General features: G+C 52.9%; 19 protein-coding genes, 3 tRNA genes and 2 rRNA genes. 6 read left to right on the top strand and 18 right to left on the bottom strand.

The features are described from left to right. Nucleotides 1-3: 3 nt before the first annotated feature. Together JMJ04_RS09960 and rrf (JMJ04_RS09955) are read left to right on the top strand one after the other, a co-directional pair. Nucleotides 4-612 carry a 5-(carboxyamino)imidazole ribonucleotide mutase gene (locus JMJ04_RS09960; RefSeq protein ID WP_201370360.1) on the top strand — a complete coding sequence of 203 codons (609 nt, stop codon included), beginning with the start codon at nucleotides 4-6 and terminating at the stop codon, nucleotides 610-612. A 156-nt stretch (nucleotides 613-768) separates the two neighbouring features. Then, a 5S ribosomal RNA gene (gene rrf, locus JMJ04_RS09955) occupies nucleotides 769-885 on the top strand. Nucleotides 886-993: 108 nt separating this feature from the next. Here the strand turns inward: rrf (JMJ04_RS09955) and JMJ04_RS09950 are convergent. The 7 genes from JMJ04_RS09950 to JMJ04_RS09920 all read right to left on the bottom strand — a co-directional run bounded on the left by JMJ04_RS09950 (nucleotide 994) and on the right by JMJ04_RS09920 (nucleotide 8344). Next, nucleotides 994-1596, bottom strand: coding sequence for a DUF4870 domain-containing protein (locus JMJ04_RS09950; protein ID WP_201370359.1), 603 nt, complete (start codon nucleotides 1594-1596; stop codon nucleotides 994-996). A gap of 307 nt (nucleotides 1597-1903) precedes the next feature. After that, a complete protein-coding gene (gene lon / locus JMJ04_RS09945) occupies nucleotides 1904-4519 on the bottom strand; it encodes an endopeptidase La (protein ID WP_201370358.1) in 2616 nt (871 codons plus the stop codon). A 136-nt stretch (nucleotides 4520-4655) separates the two neighbouring features. Further along, on the bottom strand, nucleotides 4656-5930 hold the full coding sequence (clpX, locus tag JMJ04_RS09940) for an ATP-dependent Clp protease ATP-binding subunit ClpX (RefSeq protein ID WP_201372352.1): 1275 nt from the start codon (nucleotides 5928-5930) through the stop codon (nucleotides 4656-4658). Nucleotides 5931-5998: 68 nt separating this feature from the next. Then, the gene (gene tig / locus JMJ04_RS09935; protein ID WP_201370357.1) at nucleotides 5999-7432 is read right to left on the bottom strand and encodes a trigger factor; all 1434 of its coding nucleotides are present in this window, start codon (nucleotides 7430-7432) and stop codon (nucleotides 5999-6001) included. A 377-nt stretch (nucleotides 7433-7809) separates the two neighbouring features. Further along, nucleotides 7810-7884, bottom strand: a tRNA-Gly gene (locus JMJ04_RS09930). A gap of 224 nt (nucleotides 7885-8108) precedes the next feature. Continuing rightward, nucleotides 8109-8183 (bottom strand) — tRNA-Gly (locus JMJ04_RS09925). Between the two features lie 78 nt (nucleotides 8184-8261). After that, nucleotides 8262-8344 (bottom strand) — tRNA-Leu (locus JMJ04_RS09920). A gap of 326 nt (nucleotides 8345-8670) precedes the next feature. On the opposite strand from JMJ04_RS09920, the gene ppk1 reads away from it, so the two are divergent. Next, the gene (ppk1, locus tag JMJ04_RS09915) at nucleotides 8671-10833 is read left to right on the top strand and encodes a polyphosphate kinase 1 (RefSeq protein WP_201370356.1); all 2163 of its coding nucleotides are present in this window, start codon (nucleotides 8671-8673) and stop codon (nucleotides 10831-10833) included. Between the two features lie 84 nt (nucleotides 10834-10917). Here the strand turns inward: ppk1 and JMJ04_RS09910 are convergent, their stop codons facing one another. The 8 genes from JMJ04_RS09910 to JMJ04_RS09875 all read right to left on the bottom strand — a co-directional run bounded on the left by JMJ04_RS09910 (nucleotide 10918) and on the right by JMJ04_RS09875 (nucleotide 17368). After that, complete coding sequence (locus tag JMJ04_RS09910; protein ID WP_201370355.1) at nucleotides 10918-11652, bottom strand: response regulator transcription factor; 735 nt, start codon at nucleotides 11650-11652, stop codon at nucleotides 10918-10920. A 106-nt stretch (nucleotides 11653-11758) separates the two neighbouring features. Then, nucleotides 11759-12694 carry a phosphate ABC transporter ATP-binding protein PstB gene (gene pstB, locus JMJ04_RS09905; protein WP_236037973.1) on the bottom strand — a complete coding sequence of 312 codons (936 nt, stop codon included), beginning with the start codon at nucleotides 12692-12694 and terminating at the stop codon, nucleotides 11759-11761. 165 nt (nucleotides 12695-12859) lie between these two features. Then, nucleotides 12860-13090: a hypothetical protein gene (locus JMJ04_RS09900; protein WP_007913455.1), complete on the bottom strand. Its 231-nt coding sequence runs from the start codon at nucleotides 13088-13090 to the stop codon at nucleotides 12860-12862. Between the two features lie 78 nt (nucleotides 13091-13168). Then, nucleotides 13169-14101 carry a phosphate ABC transporter permease PstA gene (gene pstA / locus JMJ04_RS09895; protein ID WP_201370354.1) on the bottom strand — a complete coding sequence of 311 codons (933 nt, stop codon included), beginning with the start codon at nucleotides 14099-14101 and terminating at the stop codon, nucleotides 13169-13171. Then, on the bottom strand, nucleotides 14098-15009 hold the full coding sequence (pstC, locus tag JMJ04_RS09890) for a phosphate ABC transporter permease subunit PstC (RefSeq protein ID WP_201370353.1): 912 nt from the start codon (nucleotides 15007-15009) through the stop codon (nucleotides 14098-14100). Before pstC ends, pstA begins: the two co-directional genes overlap by 4 nt. Before the next feature lie 93 nt (nucleotides 15010-15102). Next, nucleotides 15103-16044 carry a phosphate ABC transporter substrate-binding protein gene (locus tag JMJ04_RS09885; RefSeq protein ID WP_201370352.1) on the bottom strand — a complete coding sequence of 314 codons (942 nt, stop codon included), beginning with the start codon at nucleotides 16042-16044 and terminating at the stop codon, nucleotides 15103-15105. 393 nt (nucleotides 16045-16437) lie between these two features. Then, a complete protein-coding gene (locus tag JMJ04_RS09880; RefSeq protein ID WP_201370351.1) occupies nucleotides 16438-16761 on the bottom strand; it encodes a hypothetical protein in 324 nt (107 codons plus the stop codon). Between the two features lie 235 nt (nucleotides 16762-16996). Continuing rightward, complete coding sequence (locus JMJ04_RS09875; RefSeq protein WP_201370350.1) at nucleotides 16997-17368, bottom strand: hypothetical protein; 372 nt, start codon at nucleotides 17366-17368, stop codon at nucleotides 16997-16999. 299 nt (nucleotides 17369-17667) lie between these two features. On the opposite strand from JMJ04_RS09875, the gene rrf (JMJ04_RS09870) reads away from it, so the two are divergent. Continuing rightward, nucleotides 17668-17784 (top strand): 5S ribosomal RNA (gene rrf / locus JMJ04_RS09870). 141 nt (nucleotides 17785-17925) lie between these two features. On the opposite strand, the gene JMJ04_RS09865 is transcribed toward rrf (JMJ04_RS09870), so the two are convergent. From JMJ04_RS09865 to JMJ04_RS09855, 3 genes are all read right to left on the bottom strand, one after another. Further along, the gene (locus JMJ04_RS09865) at nucleotides 17926-18621 is read right to left on the bottom strand and encodes a glutamine amidotransferase-related protein (protein WP_201370349.1); all 696 of its coding nucleotides are present in this window, start codon (nucleotides 18619-18621) and stop codon (nucleotides 17926-17928) included. Between the two features lie 118 nt (nucleotides 18622-18739). After that, nucleotides 18740-19213 carry a GNAT family N-acetyltransferase gene (locus tag JMJ04_RS09860; protein WP_201370348.1) on the bottom strand — a complete coding sequence of 158 codons (474 nt, stop codon included), beginning with the start codon at nucleotides 19211-19213 and terminating at the stop codon, nucleotides 18740-18742. 98 nt (nucleotides 19214-19311) lie between these two features. Further along, a complete protein-coding gene (locus JMJ04_RS09855; RefSeq protein ID WP_201370347.1) occupies nucleotides 19312-19971 on the bottom strand; it encodes an alpha/beta hydrolase in 660 nt (219 codons plus the stop codon). 464 nt (nucleotides 19972-20435) lie between these two features. Here JMJ04_RS09855 and JMJ04_RS09850 point away from each other — a divergent pair, with 464 nt between their 5' ends. Then, nucleotides 20436-21215: a dTMP kinase gene (locus JMJ04_RS09850; protein ID WP_201370346.1), complete on the top strand. Its 780-nt coding sequence runs from the start codon at nucleotides 20436-20438 to the stop codon at nucleotides 21213-21215. Nucleotides 21216-21231: 16 nt separating this feature from the next. Further along, nucleotides 21232-22020 (top strand): dTMP kinase, encoded by a 789-nt coding sequence (locus JMJ04_RS09845; protein WP_201370345.1) that lies wholly within the window; start codon nucleotides 21232-21234, stop codon nucleotides 22018-22020. Nucleotides 22021-22068 lie beyond the last annotated feature (48 nt).

The raw sequence follows: 22068 nt of genomic DNA, 5'->3' as shown, positions 1-22068 counted from the left end.
CATATGCAACAAGAGCAACCTGGCGAGAACGTGCGCGCAGCACTGAATCTGGGCCACGAGCACGGTGTACTGGTCTCAACCGAGGGTGTGGGAGACTCCGCCCGGGGCGAGCCAAAAGTCCTCGTCACCATGGGTAGCGACTCCGACCTGCCCTTGATGATGAAGGCCGTCGATATCCTGCGCTACGAGTTTGGCATCCCCTGCCTGGTACAGATCAACTCTGTCCACCGTGACCTGCGCGCCGCCGTGCAGCATATTGAGAATCTCCCAGCCTCCATCCAGGTCGTCATCGCCTGCGCGGGCGGCGCGGCCCACCTGCCAGGCAACATCGCCGACCTGCGCGCCGACCTGCCAGTCATTGGCGTCCCACGCGACCTAGGGGCACTCAAAGGCATAGACGCCCTGCTCTCCATGGTCCAGATGCCAGAGGGCGCTCCCGTCGCCGTCATGGCCATCGGCGATGCTGGCGCGGTCAACGCTGGCATCCACGCCGCCAAAGAAGTAGCCATCGGTGACCCCGCCATTCGCGAACGCCTCCAGGCCTACGCCGAGAAACGCAAAGGCAAAGTCCGCCGCCAAAACGAAACCCTCGAAGAGAAAATAAAAGGGTAAATTGATGTAAAAATGAAGGGCGGTGCCGACGCACCGCCCTTCATTTTTACATCAATTTACCCACTTTTTGAAAACTCATCAAAAAAGCGTTGACAAATCGCCAAGAGGATGGTATTATGCATCATGTCAATCGGAACCGCTTGTATGCGCAGGCGAACCGGTGGTTATTGCGAAGAGGGTACACCCGTTCCCATCCCGAACACGGTAGTTAAGCTCTTCAGCTCCAACGATACTTTGGGGGCAGCCCCACGGGAAAATAGGGCACCGCCGTTTCACCCGCTCACATGGGCGGTTTCTTTTATTTCTGTTTATTCAGAAAAGAGCAAGAGGATGGGGTCGCCATTGGCGACCCCATCCTCTTGCTCTTTTCTGAATGGATTTCTAGAATGAGCCAGTGTTGACATACTTCTCGGCGAGATCGCCAATCACAGGCAGCTTGAAGTACTTGCCCTGGAAGGCGTTGATCAAAGTGATCAACCAGCCTACGAAGAAGGCAATCCAGACGATACCACTCACGCAACTCAGGACCAATCCAAGCGCGGTTGGCAGAGATGCGTTCGCGATGCTAACAATGATGTTGATAACGGTAATCGCACCAGAGAACAGGATTGACTGCATTGCATAGAAGCGGACGAAGCGATTCTGCTTCTCAATGAGGAAGAAGACCAGACCACTTACCCAGCCAAAGATAACGGCCAGGCCCGCCGCCACGTTCGGCTGCATATTGATCGACATGGGCTCACCAGCACCGGGCTGACCATAGCCAGGCTGGCCATATCCAGGCTGCTGACCATAAGGCTGCTGGTAGCCCTGCTGGCCTGGCTGTTGATAGCCCTGACCCGGCTGCTGGTAGTTCGGCTGCTGCTCATACTGCTGGGGGTTAGGCTGCCCCTGCTGCCCGCTGTATGGATCGCCTCCCTGCTGAGGAGGATACCCGCTGCCATATTGAGGGTTCTGCTGCTGGTTTGGATCGTAGTAACTCATGTACGACACATCCTCTCTTTGAGTATCTTTATAAATCCATTCAGGGGTAGCATCACTTCTAGTAGCACATCCCTGACTGTTCTAACTATACCATCTACAGGCATAAATGACTATTCTTTTTGGAGCAAACTGTTTGCCCGCTACAGAACTAAACGTCTCCCTGCCAAATTTATCAAATCGTTCCCTTGCTTTCATTTCTCTCTACCACGTAAACGCTTCTATGTTTACTTATTTGCTGTTGTTTTTTATAGACCACAAAAAAGAGGCCGATGCAATCGGCCTCTTTTTTGTGGTCTATATTACCCCTTTATTGCTTTTCTTGCTCTTTGTGGGAGCGCGCCTGGGGATAAAGGGGCGAGGGGGTCTCGTGGGGCACGATAAATGGCTCACGCTCCTCTGGCTCTTCGGCATCGCGTTTCTCTTGCTCCATGGCCGCGCTTTTATTCATGCGTGGGCGCTTCTGACTCTCGGAAACGAGCGGGCCATCGCGCTCTTCCAGGCGCAGGGGTACAATCTCGCCTCCATTTGCTGGTTGCTCTTCTACCTCCTCCTCAGGTGGTAGCAGGGCGATCTCAATTACCTCGTCCATATTCTCGACCAGGGTAAACTGGAGTCGCTGACGAATACGGGAGGGAATCTCGATGAGATCTTTTTTGTTTTCAGCAGGGGCGATGATATGGGTAATGCCGGCTTGCTGGGCCGCCAGGACCTTCTCTTTCAGGCCTCCAATAGGCAGGATATCGCCCAGCAAGGTGATTTCACCGGTCATGGCGATATCACCACGTACGGCGCGCCTAGTCAATGCCGACACTAGGGTTGTGGCAATGGTGATACCTGCTGAGGGTCCATCTTTGGGCATGGCGTTCTCTGGCATGTGGATATGCAGGTCGGTGGCATCCTGAAAGTTGGGATCGATTTTCAACATATCGGCGCGAGTGCGGATATAGGAGAGCGCCGCCATGGCCGACTCCCGCATTACATCTCCAAGCTGACCGGTCACCATCAGGTCGCCCTTACCAACCATGGTCACGACCTCAACAGGTAGCATAACGCCGCCGTTCTCGGTCACGCCCAGGCCCATCGCTGAGCCGACGCGTGGCTTGTGCGTCAACTGCATGTCCGCGTAGCGCGGCAAGCCCAGGTATTGCCCCAGGTTATGCGTCGTCAGACGAATACGTGTATTCGGCTTCTCCAGCACACGCCGGGCGGCTTTACGACAGATTGTGGCCAGTTGGCGCTCCAGGTTACGCACACCTGCCTCGCGCGTGTAATCCGTCACAATATGCTGCATAGCAGGCTGAGGAATGCGTACCTGCTCAGGACTCAGGCCATGCTCGTTCAGTACCTTGGGCCAAAGGTGCCTTGTGCCGATATTCACCTTCTCGTCAAGCATATAGCCTGGCAGGTCGATGATATCCATACGGTCGGCCAGGGGCCGGGGAATCTGATATTTTACGTTCCCGGTACAGATGAAGAAGACCTCGGAGAGATCAAAGGGGATCTCCAGGTAGTGGTCGACGAAGGTCTTGTTCTGAGCAGGGTCCAGCACCTCCAACAGGGCCGCGCTTGGATCTCCGCGCTGCTCCGCCGAGAGCTTATCGATCTCGTCAAGCAAGAAGACCGGATTACGCACACCCACCGTCTTCATACTCTGAATGATGCGGCCAGGCAGAGCGCCGACGTAGGTGCGGCGATGACCGCGAATCTCGGCCTCATCGTGGACGCCACCAAGCGAGATACGCGCGAACTTGCGCCCCAGGGCCTTGGCTATGGAGTAGCCCAGCGAGGTCTTGCCCACGCCTGGCGGGCCAATCAGACAGAGAATCTGCCCCTGGCTCTCGCTCTTGGGAAGCCCTTCGCGACTGGCCTGCTGCTGCCGTAGCTGGCGTACAGCCAGGAACTCGATGATGCGCTCTTTAATACCCTCCAGGCCGTAGTGGTCATCTTCGAGGATGCGTCGCGTGGCCTCGATATCAAAGGTCTCCTGGCTCCGCTCGTTCCAGGGAAGGGCCAGCAACCAATCGATATAGGCGCGAATCACGCTGATCTCAGCCGACTGTTGGGGCATACGCTCCAGTCGGTCGATCTCCTTGCGCACTCTGGTCGTGACCTCGTCTGGTAGCTTCTTCTCAGCCAGGCGCTTGCGCAGTTCATCCGACTCGGAGGTGGTATCCATCCCCAGTTCTTCCTGGATGGCGCGCAATTGCTCGCGCAGGTAGAACTCCTTCTGGGTACGATCCACCTGCGAGCGCACACGACTGCGAATAGTCGTCTCCAGCTCCAGGATCTCAATCTCGTTACCAATCAGGACGCAGATCTTCTCCAGGCGCTCCATGGGATCTAACGTCTCCAGGAGATCCTGCTGATGCTGGCTATCAGTGACAATATGGGCCGCCAGGGTATCAGAGAGGCGACTAGCCGTCTTGAGCGCCACAATCGAATTGATATCCTCGACTGAGAAGCGCCGGCTTAGCTGCGCATACTGCTCAAAGAGACCTATGGCGTGGCGGACCATAGCATCGGCCTGCGAGCCAGTGGCCTGGACATCATCGTGCACCTCAACCTGCGCACGCATAAAAGGCTCGGTCTCGGTAAACTCTTTCACGCTGACCCGGTTTATGCCACGGATGACCACCTGCATACTGCCATCCTGCTGGCGATGCATAGTGGAGACCTCAGCCAGGGTGCCGATGGGGTAAATATCTTTGAACTCGGGGTCGTCTATATCTGCATCACGCTGTGTCACAGCGACCAGCATGCGGTCTGGTCGCATCATAGTTTCTTCAACGGCACGAACTGTCTTCTCGCGGGCAATGACCAACGCATGCCGATTATGGGGGAAGGCCACTATATTCTTCAACGCCACAAGCGGATAACTTTCCAACATCTCCTCTACATGTTCCTGGCGTTCCTGTTCACTCATTGGTTTCCCACCTGTCTAGCCTGACCGGTCACCTACCTACAAAAACCTACTGCATCAAATCCAATGAACGATCGCTGGGCATCGCACCGCTTTATTTCTGCCCTCATGCTAGGCTACAAAAGTTGATGAGTCTGCCCTAGGCAGACTCATTCTCAGAATAGGCATTGGTGCGATCCGTTCTCGTCACAAGCAAGGGCTTATGGCGGGAAGTAATCACCTCTCCGTTTATGATCACCTTCTTTACGTCGGCACGAGAAGGAATTTCGTACATTACATCCAGCAGGACGTCCTCGATAATCGAGCGCAGACCGCGCGCACCTGTCTTCTGCTTCAGCGCTCGCTCGGCTGCCGCCTCTAGCGCATCACTGGTGAAGACAAGGTCCACATGATCGAGCTGTAAGAACTTCTGATACTGCTTTACAATAGCGTTCTTAGGCTCGGTCAGAATGCGCACCAGGGCCTCCTGATCCAATGGATCAAGCGAAACACTTACGGGGAGGCGTCCCACAAACTCGGGAATCAGGCCGAATTTGAGCAGGTCATCTGGATTGAGCTTGGTGAGAATCGGTTGATCCTTCTCTTGCTCCGCAGTCTCGCCAGCCGGTTTGACACCGCTAAAACCCATCATCTTATTGCTACCAAGGCGCTGCTCCACGATTTTCTCCAGGCCCTCAAAGGCACCTCCACAGATAAAGAGGATGTTTGAAGTATTGATCTGGATGAAATCCTGGTGCGGATGCTTGCGCCCACCCTGAGGAGGCACATTGGCCACCGTACCTTCGATAATCTTCAGTAACGCCTGCTGCACGCCCTCGCCCGAGACATCACGCGTAATCGAGGGGTTATCCGATTTGCGCGCGATCTTATCGATCTCGTCAATGTACACAATGCCGCGTTCAGCGCGTGCGATATCGAAGTCAGCTGTCTGGATCAAACGGAGGAGGATATTCTCCACATCCTCACCGACGTAACCAGCCTCCGTCAACGCGGTTGCGTCCGCGATACAGAAGGGAACATCGAGGACTTTTGCCAGCGTCTGAGCCAGCAGGGTCTTACCACTACCAGTTGGACCAATCAGCAGAATATTACTCTTGCCCAGTTCGACATCATCGATCTGCATGCCGACACCGATGCGCTTGTAGTGGTTGTAGACCGCTACCGCCAGGGCACGCTTGGCACGTTCCTGACCGATGACATAATTGCTAAGCTGCTCATAGATCTTCTTGGGCGCGGGCATCTTCCCTGTCTGCGTACCACGAGGCTTGGCAACAGTGGCTTGCTCCTCTTCGATGATTTCTCGACACAGGTCGATACACTCATCGCAGATGTAGACCCCGCCAGGCCCAGCGATTAAACGCTGAACCTGGTCCTGACTCTTGCCACAAAATGAACAACGGTATGTTGTGCGCATGTTTTTCGAGTTTGCCACGTCTGTTACCTTTCCTACTAGTGCTTTCTTCGCACCTGGTAGCGATATGCTTACTCTACGGTCTGATCCTTGGTGTCCTCGGGTAGAGATGTTTCTGTTGCAGACGCCTCACTCTTGCTACTCTCATTATCAGTCTCGGCCGCAATCTCCTCAGCAGCAGCCGCGGCCGCAATAGCACTCTCTTCGCTCTCTGTGCCTTCCGCCGCGTCTGGATCGGGTCCGGCAACGATATCAACCAGGCGACCAGTTGTCTTCTCGCGCAGGAAGCTGCGGGCTAGCGCATCCGCCTGCTCTTTGCTGCGCTGAAGTGGCTGTCCACTCTGATCATAGAGATCGAAAAGCATCTTAATCTCGTCTGGCGAAACCGTAATGTCCTCGGCCTTGGCAATCGCATCCAGTACCAACTGGCGCTTCACGCTCTTCTCGGCGTCGGGGCGCAGCTCTTTGAGATACTCTTCACGCGATTTGCGCATCATCATCAGGTACTGATCTAGCGAGAGCTTCTGCTGCTCCAGAAGATGCGAGAACTGGTGGAGCATCTCTTCTGCCTGCTCGTCAATCAACAACGGATGCAGGGTAAAGCTTGACTGCTCAATGACGGCATCCAGGGCCTTGTCTCTCAGTTCCTCACGAATGCGACGCTTCTTATTTTCCAGAATGTTGTCGCTCAAGAACTTGCGCAGGTCTTCCAGGCTGGTATACTGGCCATCACTGACCTTTTCAGCGAACTCGTCATTTAGTTCAGGAAGCTCTTTCTCTTCAACCTTATGCAGCTTGACTTCAAACTGCGCCTCCTGACCAGCAAGCTTTTCGTTGCCATAGTCAGCGGGGATGGTTGTGGTAAAGCTCTTCTCCTCGCCGGCATTCATGCCTACGATATGCTCATCCATGCCCGAGAAGAGGCCAACGCGCTCGTGGGTCAACTCAAAGGGATTATCTTTCAGGTCAGAGACTTTCTGCTCACCGCTGGTCACTTTGAGGTCCATCGTCACGCGGTTATCATACTCAGCGGCGTGCTCAACCTCTTTCCAGGTGGTCAAACGCTGGCGCAGAGTGTCCAGCTCTTGCTCGACCTCCTCAGAGGTAACATCGGCCTCCTCGCGCTCCATCTGGATAGACTTGTAATCGCCTAGTTCAACGGGAGTAACGATGGGAACAGTAATCTTAAAGTGGTAAGGCTCTCCCATTTCGATAGAGGGCGCATCCAGCGTCGGCTGTGTAATGGGAACAATCTCATGCTCAACAAGGGTGTCACGATAGGCCTCGGAAATCAGCTCATCAAGGCCCTCCTGGTAAATGTATTCCTTGCCCAGTCTGCGCTCAATCATTGAGCGAGGGGCTTTCCCTCGACGGAACCCCTGTATATCTACCTGCTTTACAATCTTTTTATATGCCTTATCCGAGGCTTTTTCCATCTCATCCCAGGTAACATCTACTTCCAGTACTGCCTCGCTGGTTGGCAACTTTTCAACAGAGACCTTCACAGTTCCTCCAACAGGTTTTCTTTATCATAAATCGCGTACGTAGTCTTTGTTCGGAAATAAAATTCAAAGCTACAGTGTCTTATTATATCGCGGGTAAGTAGGCTGTGGGAAGTACCTATCCTGGGAGAATACATAGGATTGTTGGTATATTCGAGGCACAATATCGAAGGTGACCCACATGATTGCAGCGCGAATAGGCCATGCCCCGTACTCTCTCAGCTGTCTCCCACCTCTAGACCACCCCACAACAGAGTATCTCGTCTCGCTTATCGCATCCTTCAAAACAGATGTTATGATGGTATGTCTTGTGTGGGTTTTGTCTGCACTTGCCCACAGAGGGCTAACCGTGTTACCAGTCGCCCTCTGCTTCAAGAATTTGGAGCGGGAGACGGGATTCGAACCCGCGACATTCACCTTGGCAAGGTGACGCTCTACCACTGAGCCACTCCCGCATATTCGGTTGTCATGGTAGCTACCAGTGTGCATCATAGCGATGCTTACTCCAACCACCACAGTTCAGCGTGGCCACTGCGATACATATCGTTTTTCCTTCCTGTCCAGTATAACAAACGAAAGCGTTTTTTTCTTCCACCTGTCACACCGTCAGCCTTCGCACCTCTTATCTAACAAACAAGGTAGACAAGAGAGCGCTACGATACTCTAGTGCAAGACCACCTGGAGCGGGAGACGGGATTCGAACCCGCGACATTCACCTTGGCAAGGTGACGCTCTACCACTGAGCCACTCCCGCAAGTGCCATTTAAAAGGACACGTTTAGCTGTATTCTTAAACAGGGTATCCAGCTTTTCGGCAACCTTTCGGTTTCCGGTGGGCGGTGAGAGACTCGAACTCTCACGGTTCATCACCAACAGATCCTAAGTCTGTCCTGTCTACCAATTTCAGCAACCGCCCGCTACTGATGCGCATGTCTAGCCAGAGCTGATACTCTCAGACAATGCTTTCGTCCAGCACAACGCTAGTCATCTCACTTGAGAGATAATACATCAGTGAGATACCTGCTGTCAAGATAATTTCCAGATTTTATACCTTCAGGCCACATAAAGCGATAAACTTGAGAGCCTCAATGTTGGTAAAGTAAGTGATATGGTGTCCCCCTGGCAGCCTGCGCTACCAGGGGGACACCATATCACTTACTCTTTCCTTTTTGCATCGTGCTTACCTGGATGATACAATGAAGGTAAAGAAACGCTGTACGATAATGCTGGGACCTATTACGTATGAGTCAAATAACTTCATCGACTTCTAGCTTACCTGACACCATACAGCCCGATCTTTATATCAACCGCGAATTAAGCTGGATCGAGTTTAATCGCCGTGTCTTTGAGGAAGCTAAAAACCCACGCCACCCGCTGCTTGAGCGCGTCAAATTTGTATCCATTTTTGAGACAAATCTGGATGAGTTTATTATGATTCGCCTGGCTGGTCTAAAAGATCAGATTGCTTCGCGCGCAGCGCCACGCAGTCCAGACGGTCGTACAGCCGCCCAACAATTAGAAGCGGTGCGCAGGCAACTGGCCCCCCTGGTACAGGAGGTCCGCCAGTACTGGCGACATGATCTCCTTCCACTCCTGGCAGACCAGCATATTCATATTCTCGATTATGAACAACTCGATGCGCTCCAACGCAACGAACTACGGGACTACTTTGAACGTGAAGTCTTTCCGGTTCTAACCCCTCTCGCAGTCGACTCTGTACACCCTTTCCCACATATCTCAAACCTGAGCTTGAACCTGGCCGTGGTCCTGACAGATGTCCTGCATAATAAGGAACTCTTCGCGCGTGTGAAAATTCCGCCATCTCTGCCACGCCTGGTCCCCGTCGCACGCTCCATGGAAAATGACAACGAGCAGACACAACAGGTCTTTGTCTGGATAGAGCAGCTCATCGCCGCACATCTGAGCACACTCTTCCCCGGTTTCGATATATGGGAGTCCTATCCCTTCCGCGTGGTACGCGATGCAGACCTTGAACTACAAGAGGATGACGCCTCCGACCTGCTTGAAACAATCGAGCAAGAGGTGCGTGATCGCCGCTTTGGCGTCGTCGTCGACCTGGCCGTCAATCCCTCTATGCCTCAGCGCATTCGTCATTTGTTGATCGATAATCTTGAGATTACGCATGATGATTTGACGGTCATTGACGGGCAGCTGGGAATGGGAGATGTCATAGAGCTACAAAACCTGGATTGTCCTGAACTGAAGGATCCTCCCTTTACTCCTCGTGTTCCCCGCTTTGTGCGGCGTGGATACGACCTCTTTACTACCATTAAGAATCACGATGTCTTGCTACATCATCCCTTTGACAGCTTTAGCACCATCGTCGACTTTATTAATGCCGCCGCCGATGATCCCGATGTGCTCACAATTAAACAGACCCTCTATCGCGTTGGACCCAACTCACCTGTTGTGCAGGCCCTGCTGCGCGCGGCGGAGAATGGGAAACAGGTCGCAGTGCTGGTCGAACTAAAAGCACGCTTCGACGAGGAGAACAACATTGTCTGGGCGCGTAAGCTGGAGCTGGCAGGGGTACACGTAGTCTATGGACTCAAAGGCTTGAAAACCCACTCCAAGCTTGCCCTGGTGGTGCGCAAGGAGGGCAAGAGCCTGCGACGCTATGTCCACCTGGGAACAGGCAACTACAATGCCGCTACGGCCCGCATTTATGAAGACCTAGGCCTGCTCACCAGCAACCAGGAGATCTGTGATGATGTGACGCTGCTCTTCAACTCACTGACAGGCTATTCGCGCCAGGCGCACTACCGTCAGTTACTTGTGGCTCCCATCGGGCTGCGACGAGGCCTCAACGAACACATTGAACGCGAGATCAGGCTACATGAGGAGCATGGCAATGGACGCCTGATCTTCAAATTTAATTCGCTGACCGATCCTGAAATCATCTCACTGCTCTATAAAGCCTCGCGGGCCGGAGTTGAGATCGATCTTGTGATTCGTGGCATCTGCTGCCTGCGCCCGGGCATACCCGGTATCAGCGAAAATATTCGTGTGCGCAGCCTCGTCGGGCGTTTTCTTGAGCATAGCCGCGTCTACTACTTTGGCAATAACGGCAACCCCGAGATTCTGCTTGGAAGCGCAGACCTGATGCAACGCAATCTCAACAATCGTGTAGAAGTACTCTTCCCGATTGAGCATCGCTATATACGCGACGCGCTCTATGAGAACATGTTATGCCCGGTCCTGACCGACAATGTCAACGCGCATGAACTTAACGCGGATGGCTGCTATCACCGTGTGCAAAACGATGATCCTGATGTGCCAGTGATGGATAGCCAGAGCTGGTTTATCGCCCACCCTCTCTTCGAGGTCACAGATGAGGAAGAAGGTCCTGATACAACCATCAGTGCCATCCCCTCCTCCGCCTAAAAAACTTATATACAGAGTCAGTAACAAGAAAGAGATAGAGATGATGCCGGGCATTCGCCCGGCATCATCTCTATCTCTTTCTTGTTACCATCTAAACACATAGCCGACGCCACGCACCGTCTGAATGAGCTTGGGATTGGCGGGATCCTCTTCGAGTTTCTCGCGTAGCCAGCGCACATGCACATCTACAGTACGTGTGTCGCCGACATAGTCATAGCCCCAGACATTATGAAGCAACTGGTCGCGTGTCAGGACCGTGCCGCGATTGCGCACCAGGTAGGCCAGCAACTCAAACTGCTTGGGTTGAAGCTCGATATCCTGCCCTCGGCAATTGACGCGCCGACCCGCCAGGTCGATGCGTAAGGAACCCACAACCAGCTCGCGATTGGCAGGGCGCCGTTCCTGCTCAGGCTCTTCCCCGTTCTCACCCTCACCCCCCGGTACATAATCGGAGCGCCTGATCAAAGCCCGCACCCGAGCTAGTAATTCACGCCGCCCAAAGGGTTTGGTTACATAGTCGTCGGCGCCAACCTCCAGGCCCACGACCTTGTCGATCTCGTCGCCCCTGGCGGTAAGCATGAGGATAGGAGTCGTCGCAGTCTTATTTTCGCGTCGCAACTGGCGGCACACTTCCAGACCATCCATGCCAGGCAACATAATATCCAGCACAATCAGGTCTGGGCGTTCACTGCGCGCCGCGTCCAACGCGCTGTTACCATCAGCGGCGGTGATGACGTGATAACCGGCCTGTTCCAGATTATACGCGATAGTCTCGGCCAGGACCGCTTCGTCATCCACCACCAGGATTTTGCGTGCCACGCAGTACCTCCAACGGCTTTTTATGCGTAAGCGCTCACGCGCTCAAATTTCCTAAAACACCTATTTTTGCGCTACAGATACATCGTATGCGGAAAACTTCCAGGTATCAACCAAAGCGACCACTAATGTAATCTTCAGTCTCTTTCTGGGTTGGTCGCTCAAAAATGTCTTTTGTCGGCCCTTGCTCTATCAGCTTACCACTCAGGAAGAAGCCCGTAAAGTGAGAGACACGCGCCGCCTGCTGCATATTATGGGTGACGATTACAATGGTGTAATCCTTCACCAGTTCGGTGATAAGCTCCTCAATCTTAAGGGTCGCGATGGGGTCCAGCGCTGAACAGGGTTCGTCCATCAAGAGCACCTCTGGCTGGACGGCGAGGGCACGCGCGATACAGAGGCGCTGCTGCTGCCCACCGGAGAGTCCCAGGGCCGAAGCATTCAGGCGGTCCTTCACTTCATCCCACAAGGCCGCGCCGCGCAGGCTCTTCTCTACCATCTCTTTGATATGGCGATTGGATTTGCCCTGAATGCGCAGGCCGTAGGCTACGTTTTCAAAGATGGATTTGGGAAAGGGATTGGCCTTCTGGAAAACCATGCCGATGCGCTGACGTAACAGTACCACATCTGTTTTTGCGTTGTAGATGTTGTTGCTATCGAAGAGGGCCTGCCCCTCAGTCCGTGTGCCAGGAATCAGGTCATTCATACGGTTGAGTGTGCGCAGGAAGGTCGACTTACCACAACCGGAGGGGCCAATCAAGGCCGTCACCTGGCGGTTACGCAGTGGCAGCGAGACATCAAACAAGGCCTGCTTCTTGCCATAGTAGAAATTGAGATGCTCTACATTGATGGCAAAGTCTGCGTTTGGATTCAGAGTACGCTCGCGGCGGATCTCCGTGACTTTGCCAGGATCTTGCTGGTCCTCTGGTATACTTTCAATTGTCATATTATTCTCATTCCAGGCATGATCATATGTTTGCTGCCTCGTCCTTGTGCCTCCCTGCCGCCCCTGATCATAGTTTACCTGCTGTTCCTCTGGTGTCATAACGTTCACATCTCTCCTTCTCGATGCTTCAGCTCTTCACTATTGCGCTACTATGCTTAAGGGATACGTTCCTCAATCGCATCGATCTTCTGATCCTGGCTCATGGCTTCTGAAAAAAGAAACAGTTTTTGGGCACGCGATGCGTGCCCAAACAGGAAGCCTTGCTCAGGATAATTCATATTCCTTATGCAGGGGAATAGACTCATCGACAATCAGGCGATCCTCAATAACGACCAGTCGAATGTAGCGGCCAGCCAGGGCTTTGCTGATAAAGTATGGACGCCCCTCATATGAGATGTGGCCACTGCGCGCTACTTTGCGTGAGAAAATGCTTGCCCCCTTGGGCAGAGTCACATTCTCTGTGATGAGAGAAGAGTTTGCTGCTATCGAGTTCATAGATCGCTTCACCCTTGTTCTTCAAGAGGCGCTCCATAGTGGATTGCCATGCTTGTTACTGTAATCGCTCTACATGCATCAAACTGCCATGACCCGGCGCTGGATCAGGCGCCCAATCCCTCGGGCAAGCAGGTTGATCACCAACAGGACGATAATCAGGAGTGCCGCCGATCCCGCCGAGATAGCCGAGGCACCGGCCGCCGACAAGCCAGGAATCGAGCCAGCACCCTGGGTCTTGATATACCACAGGTGAATGGTTAATGTGTCGCTAGGAATAAAGGGATCAGCCGAGAAGGTACTCGCTGGGGTAACGCCCATGGTAAAGACCAGGGCCGCAGTCTCGCCAATGATTTTTCCCGCGCTCAAGATCAAGCCTGTGATCAGTCCAGGCATCGCGGACGGCAAGACCACCTTGCGAATCGTCGTCCATTTCGTCGTACCCAGGGCCAGGCTTCCCTCGCGCAACTCGCGTGGCACCGAGATCAGTGCATCCTCAAAGAGACGTAGTGCCAGGGGGAAGTTTAAGCACAGCAACGTCAAAGCGCCACTTATACGGCTGATATGGAATCCCAGAAACGCGCTGAAGAAGACAAAGCCGAACAGACCCAGCACAATCGATGGCACACCCGCCAGCGTTTCGGCCGCGAAGCGGATCGTCGCCACCAGTTTTCCCTGCGGGGCATACTCAACCGTGTAGATCGCCGCGCCCAGCGCAATGGGAAAGAGTAGGATCTCGGTAAGGATAAGGATATAGAAGGTACTGAAGAGCTGCATTCCCACCCCGGTCACCGAGGTCGAATAGAAAGCAGGATCCATCAGGTAGTTAAAGCCTTGAACAAACAGCAGGACGATAATGGCGATAAACAGGAGCGCGATCAAGGCAGCGACAACCCAGAGTATGCTCAGGGCAACTCGGTTGCCTGCATGTAGCCTGCGCGCAATTCGCGTCAGTTCCGCGACTCGTCCAGATGCTTGCTTTTCTTGCTTGCCCGCCATTGCTTGCATACTCATTTGTAGACACTCCTACTCGCCAGGTAACGGCTCACACAGATGAAGGCCAGAGAGATGACCAGGAGCAGGAAGGCCAGGGTCCAGTAAGCGTCCTGAGCGATACCAGAGGTTTCGCCAAAGTCACTAAGAATGGCCTGCGTGATATTAGTTGTTGGCGTAAAGAAAAGTGCCTTCAGATTGTACAATTTGTCAGGCAGCGATTGGCCACCCAGGACCATTGCCACCGCCAGCGTCTCACCAATCGCACGCGCCATGCCCAGCACAACCGCTGTCGCCAGGCCCGTGGAGGCCGCTGGAATAATTGCCTTCGACATGGTCTGCCACTTAGACGACCCCAGAGCCAGGCTCGCCTCGCGCACGCTGGATGGAACAGCCCGAATGGCATCTATCGATACGCTGACGATGGTCGGAATAATCATCACCACCAGGACGATGATCGCCGCGCCGTAGCCATAGCCCAGCGTCTGCGAGATGGTTCCAAGCCAGGGCACCAGAACCGTCAGGCCCAGAAAGCCAATGACCACCGAGGGCATACCAGTAAAAACCTCCAGCAAAGGCTGGAGTATGCGTGAAAGCCAGCGAGGAGTTACTTCCGCCATGAAGAGTGCCATCCCAAACGAGAGGGGGGTCGCAATCAGTACGGAGGCCAGGGTAATAATAATCGAACCGAGAATCAATCCCCAGGCACCGTATGCCGGATTATCGCTATTACCCGCTGTCGGATCCCAGTGCGTACTTGTGAAAAACTCTTGAACGCTTGACCCACCGGGCAGGTAAAAGACCTTGAATGCCTTGGAGCCAATAAAGTAGAACACACTGATGATAATAGCGACAACCAAAATGGCACAGATGAGGAAGACAATCCGCGCGACCTGGTCTGATATACGCATCATTCGCGCTCTCTGCACACCTATCCTCCTTACTGAAACAGGGTCAAACATGGTTGACAAGCCAGATCGTCCTCGCCCAACTCGGGGAGAGGACGACCATCAGGCTAAAGCTTATTTATTATGGGTGTCGCGAATGTCCTGGGGGACATCTTTGATCTTCACGAAGGCCAGGCCCTCAGCAATCGTGTCGGCATCGGAGCTGAACATGTAGTCCAAGAAGGCTTTGCTCAGGCCAGTGGCCTCGCCCTTGGTATACATGTGCTCGATGTTCCAGAACTTGTAGGCATTGCTCTTCACGTTGTCGGCGTTTGGCTGTTTGCCGTCGATGGTCAGAATATTGACCTGGCCACTCTTCTGAGCAGTCTGCGCGGCACCAAGGGCGGCATAACCAATCGCACCTTTGTTCTGCTGAATGGTCTGGACTACGGTGCCGGTACTATCGGAAGTCAGGGCCTTCGCCTGAGCAGGGCTCTCGTTCTGACCATTGAGGACGAACTTCTTGAAGGTCGCGCGGGTACCAGAAGAGGTGGGGCGGCTCACAACCACGATGGGCTCGTCGGCGCCACCAACTTGTTTCCAGTTGGTCACCTTACCGGTGTAGATGTCGGTCAACTGCTGAGTGGTGAGGTCTTTCGCGGTGACGTCAGGGCTGACGATCATCGTGAAGATGACGATGGCAACCTGGTGGTCGACAAGATCGCCCTGGGTGCTATCAGCGGGAACGTCCGAGTTACCGATCTGCGAGGTGCCAGCCTCGGCGTCCGAGAGACCCTTCTTACTGCCACCAGGCTGAACAGCGATCTGAGCGCCGGAGCATTTCGCCGTATACTTCTTCGAAACCGCGTCGACGTAAGGCTGCAGAGCCGTCGAGCCACTGGCAATGATGGAGCCAGAAACACAAGAGAAAGCACTATCGCTGGAAGTCTGAGGGGTCGAAGTCGTCTTAGTAGCGCTGCTGCCGGCATCACCGGTATCACCACCGCAAGCCGCGATAATCATTGAGAGCGCCACGATGGCCAGAAGCACGAGGGCAACGCGCCATTTCTTCAACATAGTATCTCCTACAAATAAAGTTGATATAACTTAACCTATTTTTTGGAAAAAGATGAAGAACTTCAATCTATTCTCTTCACCCATTCCTAAAATCCTATTTTCTGTCGCACTCATAAGTTATCATTGCAGAATTAACTATGCTTTATGGAATGGTTAAAAGACCGTTAAACTTTCCCCAGGGATAGGTTAACACTCGCTTAACACAAGCAGGAAAATACCAGTTGCATCCCCTCCACAGGCTATTTTAAGCAAATGAGCAAGAAAAATAGCCCTGCCTCTCTCACTGAGAAAAGCAGAGCTAAAAAGCCCAAAAATCCGCATTGCCTTACTTTAAGTCGCGAAAGGTTACCTACTCAGAACTTCTCACTCATCCACAACCCATATAAAAATAGTTTATTCAACGGGGGTCTCCAAGCTCGGCTCCTGGATCGCCTTCCATTCCTCATAGTCTTGAAATATGCCCTTGTCAATGATATAGATACCCGGTAGCGTTACAGTTGGCAAGCCAGCAGGCTTAATCTTTAAGCGATATAGTGCCAGGTCGTGTTCCTCGCGACCAGTATAGCCAATGCGTCGCGCCTCGCCACATGCTTGGTCAGGTTTAGATGCCATAGCAACCGGTAGACGGCTCCAGGAATGCTTCTGGGTCGCTCTCTCTATCGCAATCAGGGGGATATAGATACGTTGTTCGGGTGACAGTACATGCTTCTTTGCCATGCCTTCTGTGTTTCCTTCATCACTCGCTACTAATAATTGACTTGTGCCATAATTTGCCCCTCACCTCCCACCCTATTTCTCGCCCCACTTTGCCCTCCACACCACCGTTAGTAACTATACGTGTCATATGAAAAAATAGAGTCAAAGCCCGAGCATTCAAAACCAGAAGAGGGGGCGCAATCCCGCAGGGACGCGCCCCCTCTTCTCTCTATACTGCTATTGAAAAACGCCTGGCTTAGCGCTCTCCCTCGTTTTCCATGGGAGGCTCTTCTCCCATTTTTTTCTCGCCCTGATCATACCCACCGCTATCGCGGAGAATATTCTCGGCCTCGCCCTCGCGCCCATCTGGTCGCACCGAGACTACGATATGGCCAGAATTGAACTCGCTCTCGTAGTACGAAGCCTTCTGCTGAGGCACGCCCAATTTCATGAAATCTTGTGACAGGCTATCTACCTGGCTCTTCTCAGGAATGGCCACCCCAATTTGATCATGGGCGAAATTGTGCTTGCGCAATTCATCCACGGCCACCTTGGCCTGGTTCTCGCTCTGGAAGACACCAGCCACAATCGGCGTCTGCTGCGGATTAGGATTTTGATAGGTACTCACGTTATATCCTCCTTCCGTATCACTCGCGCCATGCTATAAGCGCTCGCAAGCCTATATATCAGTTTAGCAACGTATGCTTTTCTTTACTTGTACACGGATGAGCAACAAAAAGGGAGACACATAAACTCTACCTTTTGTGAATAACTCTGCTGCAAAATATCTCTCGCACCGATACAATAAGTCACCTTGCGAGGCAATTTTTGCGCAATAAAAAAATTGCCTCGCAAAACTGTTGACAATATTTAGAGACCATGATATTATGCGCCATGTCAATCGGAACCGCTTGTATGCGCAGGCGAACCGGTGGTTATTGCGAAGAGGGTACACCCGTTCCCATCCCGAACACGGTAGTTAAGCTCTTCAGCTCCAACGATACTTTGGGGGCAGCCCCACGGGAAAATAGGACACCGCCGTTTCGCCCGCTCACACAAGTGGTTCTTTGTTTTGAGAAATGGTAGGTTTAGCAACGGTGGATAGGTCAGGCAAGCCTGACCTATCCACCGTTGCTAAACCTACCATTTAGTTATCCACAAGTTATCCACAAGTTATCCACCATGCTATGCTGCGGCACGCAAAAAAGCCTTGATTAAGGGGTGCATCTCGTTGCGAACTTCATGGAGTTCTGGCTGATACTGAGTGGCAAAGAAGAAGGGATGCCCATGAAGCTCTACAGCCTGCGCCGCACCACTTCTATCCAGCCCACAGATGGCTAAATCATCATAGGTAAGCAGGTCGCGACAACGAGGATCCAGGCCAAAATCATAATTTCCATACTGCTCAATGGTTTCGTATGCCCCATATATCCGACTGATAGATGAACCAGGCTGAAATAGAATACGCCCATCCATATGTAAGCGCGCGAGCGGAGCGATGAGGGGCAGGCCCGCATCAGGCTTGATAGCAGCGTGATCTGCTTCGGGAAGGCTCAGGACATGACGGGCGTACTCGATAAGTGTGTAGTGGAAACCCAGGCAGGTACCTAGAAAGGGGAGCCAGCGCTCTCGCGCCAGGCGAATCGCGCGCAACACTCCCTCAGGCTGCGCATAGGCTGTGCCAGGAACACACCAGAGTCCATCGAATTTAGCTAGGTCCTCCCAACGCATATGCTGTACCTGGGAGGTCGCCAGCCAGCGTATCTCAAGGCATAGCGACAACGGGCGCGCCGCCCGCTCCAGGGCCTGGGGAATCACCTGATGCGCAATCATGTCTTCCCGGTAATCACCTATCAGCGCGATACGCACAATATCTTCCATGCTCTCTGCCTCTCCTACGCTCACCTATCAATCCGATATATTCATGGCATCTTTCCCACAATTCTTATTGTATGCTAAATTTTCTATTTTGTGCAGCTTTTACATATATTTGTGGAGCTTAAAGCTGGGTATACCTGACCATCACAGCATGTAGACCAATAGGAGGAACGTCGAAGATATCGCCTTCACGCTGGAAGCCATAGCGCTGGTAGAAGCCTTCTACATTCACGCGACCATTACACCAGATCTCGAATGCTTCTCCCTGGGGGCTATGCTTCTCAGCGTGCGCGAGCAGTGCCTCTAGAACGGAGCCGCCACAGCCGGACCCTCGCGCTTCTGGACTTACCGCCATGCCGCGCACACGCCAGCCGTCTGGAGTCTCGCTGCCCTCCCGCTTCTCGCGGAAAATTGTTCCCACGCCTACTAGCTGACCATCGCGATAACAGCCTGCATGCAGCGTTTCCGGCTCGTGATCTTCAGGATAGGCGCACTCGGCCAGGGATTGCATGGGACGCAGGACGCTCTGACGCAACACATATGTGTCTTCTGCGGCAATGGTGTGCACTTCAAATACGGTCTGGTTCTGTGTCATGGTAATGTACTCCTTGAAGAAAATAAATTAAAATCGCTGGGAGAGCATGGACCCTGACAACCAGAGGCTGCCAGGGTCCATGCTCTCCCAGCAATAGTTTACAGGCTATGCGAGGGCTGGGGCAAGGTGGTGACAAAATTTGCGATAATGGCCTGCACCTCTTCTAACCTGCCCTGGAAGAAGTGGTCGGCATCCTGCACGGTAACGATGCGTTTGGGGGCTGGCACCTGCTCAAACCACTGCATCGCAGCCTCATAAGGCGCCTGGTCATCCCTGGTCCCATGGATAAACAGCTTGGGTTTATGACAACCGGCCAGGGGATTGGTAGCGCCGAACCAGCGCGCGGGCACGCCCAGGCCCATCATGGCCTGGACACGGTCGTCAATGGCTGCGACCTTGAGTCCAACAAATGCACCAAACGAGAAACCAGCCAGGATCACTGGCACGCCAGGATACTTGCGGCTCATAAAATCGAGGGCATAGCGCACGTCATCCATCTCGCCGCGCCCCTCGTCATATGTCCCACTGCTATGGCCAACGCCACGGAAATTGAAACGGAGCGAAGGGATGTTGTTGGCCTGCATGACTTGTGCTACTTTGAAAACGACTTTATTATGCATCGTGCCGCCAAATAGAGGATGAGGATGGCAGACAATGCCGACATAAGCTGGCTTCTGGCCATCATCTACGGGCTTAAGTATGCTTTCAAGATACCCACTGGGTGTCTGTATATTGATATGCAAAATCTGGTTTACCATAGACATTATCCTTTTAAGGCTACGTATATCGCTTCATCTTTTCTGGCTTATCAACTGCATAGACACTGTCTATATGTAGGAATACGTTTCGTCACAGGGCAATGCATTACTCTATTGCTCTTCAACATGTTTTACTGCACTGCATCGTACCACAAAAGTTTTCGCCTCACCAGAGCTTCGGCTCTTCGCGCCCGCTCCATATACCCATACCTCCTGCTATACATGGTATACTATTTCTACCACACTCCTGGCTTAGACGTTTCATATCATACATCGGTGTTGACAGATATACCTTTCTCATTTTGTGTCTATAATGCCTTTGTATACGTGTTTATACATACATAACAAACCCAACATACAAGCGTATATAAAAGGTCGGCTTCTCTATTCGTGGTACTAATCTCAAGGGATATGTTATCGCATATGATCGATATCTATGCATTGTTACGCAAAAAGGACTTTATATGGAAACCTACGGGTCACATCAGTTTCCTGGTAAGCTCTTCGTTGTTGAGGGAATCGATGGCTCCGGTAAGAGCACCCAGATAGCGCTACTCCGCCAGTGGCTGATCAGCCAGGGGTATAGTGTCTTCTTTAGCGAGTGGAACTCCTCACCGCTCGTCAAACAAACAACCTCGCGCGGTAAGAAAAAGCAAATTCTCACGCCGACCACGTTTAGCCTGATTCATGCCACGGATTTTGCGGATCGCACCGAACATGACATTATCCCGCCACTGAAGGCTGGCGCGATTGTGCTTGCGGACCGCTATATTTATACAGCTTTTGCACGCGACGCGGCTCGTGGAGTGAACCGTACCTGGGTACGGGAACTCTATCGCTTCGCGGTACAACCTACCCTGGCGTTCTACTACCGCGTGCCCCTCTCGCTCTCATTACGCCGGATTATGAATGGGAGACCACATCTGAAGTACTATGAGGCGGGCATGGACCTGGGACTGAGCACCGATCCCTATGAGAGCTTCAAACTCTTTCAGCATCGCGTGGTCCAGGAATATGAGGCAATGATCAAGGAGTTTGGCCTCACCGTGATGGATGCCACGCTCTCCATTCAAGAGCAGCAGCGACATATGCGCGAGCTCGTCCTTCCTTGCCTTGAAGGTGTGCGCCGCATCAGTATGCCGCTACCTCCTTTAGGGTCAGCCCCGCTAGAGTCGACGCCTGGAGGGTCATCCTGGAAACAGACTTCACAGTCTACTGGACGTTCCGAGATTATTGTCAAGTAAGGAGTCACTTCTATCCATGAGTGTCGTCATTGAGCCAATCATCCGCGACACGAAAGGGATTTCGGCTTCAACCACGCTGGTGGATCTGTTTAAGGAGGAACACATATTTATGACCCGCCCTGATTGTTATGGTATTGATACCCTGGGTATTCAGGTTGGTGAAGAAATTTTGCCAGGACGCTTGATTGTTATTGAAGGTACCGATGGTGTAGGTCGCACAACACAGCTTCGGCTCTTACGTCCCTGGCTGGAGAGCCTGGGCTACGCAGTAGCAGATACCGAGTTCACGCGCTCGGCACTCGCAGGCGATGGTATCAGGCAGGCCAAGGCCGGACATACTCTTGGCCCAATCACGATGCATCTCTTCTACGCCACCGATTTCGTAGATCGCCTGGAGAACCAGGTTCTCCCCGCGCTACGAGCTGGCTTTATTGTTCTGATTGACCGCTATATCTATACACTGATGGCTCGTGCAATGGTGCGTGGCGCCAATCCTCATTGGCTACGCTCTATTTACAGCCTGGCCCTCAGGCCTGATGCCATTTTCTATCTCAACATTGGTATTGATGATCTGATTCCACGCGTGCTCCAGCGCGGTGGTTTCAATTACTGGGAATCAGGGATGGATATGCGCCTGGGTCCCGATCTCTATGAAAGCTTTATAACCTACCAGGCCCGGCTCCTCACCCAGTTCGAGCACATGGTCAAGCCCTACGAGTTTCGGGTCATCGACGCCAAACAACCAGTGGAAGATATCTGCGCCCAACTGAAGAATGCAATCTATCCTCTCCTACCGCAGGGATAAAATCAGCCACTCAACCAGAGGCTACGCGCCATGGCGCGCCAGGAGATA

Source organism: Ktedonobacter robiniae (assembly GCF_016587375.1).
GTDB lineage: Bacteria > Chloroflexota > Ktedonobacteria > Ktedonobacterales > Ktedonobacteraceae > Ktedonobacter > Ktedonobacter robiniae.
This window is presented reverse-complemented; position numbering and strand designations above follow the sequence as displayed.

What these genes read in the sequence shown, in the direction of transcription:
- JMJ04_RS09850 (WP_201370346.1), top strand. Translation starts at nt 20,436, where the DNA reads ATGGAAACCTACGGGTCACATCAGTTTCCTGGTAAGCTCTTCGTTGTT.
- pstB (WP_236037973.1), bottom strand. Translation starts at nt 12,694, where the DNA reads ATGACACCAGAGGAACAGCAGGTAAACTATGATCAGGGGCGGCAGGGA.
- clpX (WP_201372352.1), bottom strand. Translation starts at nt 5,930, where the DNA reads ATGCGCACAACATACCGTTGTTCATTTTGTGGCAAGAGTCAGGACCAG.
- pstA (WP_201370354.1), bottom strand. Translation starts at nt 14,101, where the DNA reads ATGAGTATGCAAGCAATGGCGGGCAAGCAAGAAAAGCAAGCATCTGGA.
- JMJ04_RS09950 (WP_201370359.1), bottom strand. Translation starts at nt 1,596, where the DNA reads ATGAGTTACTACGATCCAAACCAGCAGCAGAACCCTCAATATGGCAGC.
- JMJ04_RS09960 (WP_201370360.1), top strand. Translation starts at nt 4, where the DNA reads ATGCAACAAGAGCAACCTGGCGAGAACGTGCGCGCAGCACTGAATCTG.
- JMJ04_RS09865 (WP_201370349.1), bottom strand. Translation starts at nt 18,621, where the DNA reads ATGGAAGATATTGTGCGTATCGCGCTGATAGGTGATTACCGGGAAGAC.
- lon (WP_201370358.1), bottom strand. Translation starts at nt 4,519, where the DNA reads ATGAGTGAACAGGAACGCCAGGAACATGTAGAGGAGATGTTGGAAAGT.
- JMJ04_RS09885 (WP_201370352.1), bottom strand. Translation starts at nt 16,044, where the DNA reads ATGTTGAAGAAATGGCGCGTTGCCCTCGTGCTTCTGGCCATCGTGGCG.
- JMJ04_RS09860 (WP_201370348.1), bottom strand. Translation starts at nt 19,213, where the DNA reads ATGACACAGAACCAGACCGTATTTGAAGTGCACACCATTGCCGCAGAA.
- ppk1 (WP_201370356.1), top strand. Translation starts at nt 8,671, where the DNA reads ATGAGTCAAATAACTTCATCGACTTCTAGCTTACCTGACACCATACAG.
- JMJ04_RS09845 (WP_201370345.1), top strand. Translation starts at nt 21,232, where the DNA reads ATGAGTGTCGTCATTGAGCCAATCATCCGCGACACGAAAGGGATTTCG.
- JMJ04_RS09880 (WP_201370351.1), bottom strand. Translation starts at nt 16,761, where the DNA reads ATGGCAAAGAAGCATGTACTGTCACCCGAACAACGTATCTATATCCCC.
- JMJ04_RS09900 (WP_007913455.1), bottom strand. Translation starts at nt 13,090, where the DNA reads ATGAACTCGATAGCAGCAAACTCTTCTCTCATCACAGAGAATGTGACT.
- JMJ04_RS09855 (WP_201370347.1), bottom strand. Translation starts at nt 19,971, where the DNA reads ATGGTAAACCAGATTTTGCATATCAATATACAGACACCCAGTGGGTAT.